Source organism: Cryomorpha ignava (assembly GCF_010686655.1).
In the GTDB taxonomy this organism is placed as follows: Bacteria; Bacteroidota; Bacteroidia; order Flavobacteriales_D; family Cryomorphaceae; genus Cryomorpha; species Cryomorpha ignava.
Map to the genome: position 1 here is coordinate 1 of NZ_JAAGVY010000106.1, position 2,089 is coordinate 2,089.

The following is a 2,089-nucleotide window of genomic DNA, read 5'->3' on the forward strand; positions in this document are numbered from 1 at the left end:
AGACTATCGTGCTAAAGTATTTGATTTTGGCACTTTTGAAAAAGAAATAGCAACTAATTTACAAGATACTCTAATTGCAGCTTACGAGATTAATATTCAAAACAATATTGCAACACAATCAATTGTTGACACTTCCTATTTAGTCTTTGGACAAGAAAATAAATCAGGTAGCTTTTTTTAATGTGCTAAATTCTGCACTTGTCTTTTGGTCAGAAACGCATCTATAAAAGTCTTGATCAGGTGCTTGTCCTCTTTGTTTAGTTTTTCCACTTGCTTGAACTGGCTCAACAGCTCTCTGTCCGTCAGTTGGGCAGAAACCACATCGTCAGAGCTTCCCTGCATCAAAAAATCGGTGGTTGTGTCCAAGGCGTTGGCCAGTTTGTGCAACACATCGGAAGAAGGGTTGGACTTGTGCGTTTCATACCTTCCGATTTGGATATAGGACAACCCAACCATTTTGGCCAGATCTGTTTGGGTCAGCTTCTTGGCCGTTCTTAGTTCTTTTATTCTTTCGCCGATAGTCATGTATTAAAACATTAGAGCAGTTTAATAAAACAAATACAGCTCAAATGTACCTATTTAGCGAGTGATTTGAAACATTGTTGATAAATATTAATACATGTGTGTTTTGTTATTTAAAACAAACGTGTATCATTGCAAAACAATAATGTTTGATAAAAATATTTTCAAGCCCATGGAAATCCCAGAGATCAAATCACACCTTCCCCTTGCGCAAGTCCTGCACCATTACAATCTATCACCCGACCGGAACAACCGTTTGTGCTGCCCTTTCCATCCGGACAAAACACCGAGCTTGCAGATTTATCCAAAAACAGAAACGGCTTACTGTTTTAGCAGTAACTGCAAAACGCATGGGAAAAGCCTTGACGTGATCGACTTTGTAATGTTCAAAGAGAGCTGCACAAAACACGAAGCGATCATCAAAGCCCAAGAGCTTGCGGGCGGAAAACCACAAGAACCAAAACCCACAAACGGCCAAGACCTGTCCCGTTCTGCAGTCCTTACCAAAATCTTTGGCTACTTCAAAAAAGGGCTGGCAAGCAGCAAACCGGCGCGGGAATATGCGGCAAGCAGAAACTTAGACCCTGCGAAAATAGAAATGGGCTACAACTCTGGGCAGTTCCACCATGGAACGCGGAAAGACAAATACCTGATTGAATCTTGTTTAAAAGTTGGGCTTTTGTTGGACAAAGGGCTGACGAGCAGAACGGGAGAAAAAGCCTACACGCCTTTTGGTAAAAACGGGCTGGCCTTTGCCTTGAAAAACAAAGAAGGGAAAATCACAAGCTTGTACTTCCGAAACGTTACGGGAAGTAAATCTGCAAAACACTTTTATCTGAAAGACCGGCAGGGGCTTTATCCGCACTATCCGAAACCAACCACAAGCAAACTGATTTTAACGGAAGCAATCATAGACGCAGCGACCATTTTACAGCAGGAACAAATTACCAAAGACTTTGAAATACTGGCACTTTACGGAACGAATGGACTGACAGACGAACACTTGGAAGCGATCAAAAGCCTGGACAAATTAGAAGAAGTGATTTTTTGGTTTGATGGAGACGAAAGCGGGAACAAGGCATCGGAGAAATACAACGCCATCTTGTCCAACGAAATCCCGAAGGTGAAAATCACAAAAGTAGAAACCCCGAAAGGCGAAGATATAAACAGTTTGCTCGATGGTCATTCGCCTGAAATATTCACCGAGCTTTTAAGTAATCGCAAACCTTTAAAAACAGAAGAATCCAACTTATTTTTTTCAACTGAAAACTCAACTGGAAAAGCTTCAGTTGAAAGAAAAAACCCCGAGCCAAAACAAATACAACAGCTTGACACAAGCAATCCGCAAAACATAAAGTACGCAGGTCAAGCAGCGGAATACCAAATAAAAGGCTTCAAAATAACCCAACTGGACAGTTTAAAAATCAGTTTGCAAATACTAAAAGAAGGCCGTGACTTCCGCACAAGAATAGAACTCTACGAACACAAGCAAACAACAGCGGTAAGCCAAAAAGCGGCAGAAATCTTAAACACCGAAGCCGACCTGATCGAAAAAGACTTGGGGCGG

The 2,089-nt window shown here is 41.5% G+C and carries 3 protein-coding genes; 2 read left to right on the top strand and 1 reads right to left on the bottom strand.

Annotation, left to right across the window (positions count from 1 at the left end; all coding sequences use genetic code 11):
• The coding region (locus tag G3O08_RS20545) for a hypothetical protein (RefSeq protein ID WP_163287326.1) at positions 1 to 181 on the top strand (181 nt) is incomplete at its 5' end.
• On the opposite strand, the gene G3O08_RS20550 is transcribed toward G3O08_RS20545, so the two are convergent.
• Positions 178 to 525, bottom strand: coding sequence for a helix-turn-helix domain-containing protein (locus G3O08_RS20550; protein ID WP_163287327.1), 348 nt, complete (start codon positions 523 to 525; stop codon positions 178 to 180). The genes G3O08_RS20545 and G3O08_RS20550 overlap by 4 nt on opposite strands.
• A 142-nt stretch (positions 526 to 667) precedes the next feature.
• On the opposite strand from G3O08_RS20550, the gene G3O08_RS20555 reads away from it, so the two are divergent.
• Positions 668 to 2,089, top strand: a 1,422-nt coding sequence (locus G3O08_RS20555) for a toprim domain-containing protein (protein ID WP_239541391.1), incomplete at its 3' end; no start/stop codon positions are given.

What these genes read in the sequence shown, in the direction of transcription:
- G3O08_RS20550 (WP_163287327.1), bottom strand. Translation starts at nt 525, where the DNA reads ATGACTATCGGCGAAAGAATAAAAGAACTAAGAACGGCCAAGAAGCTG.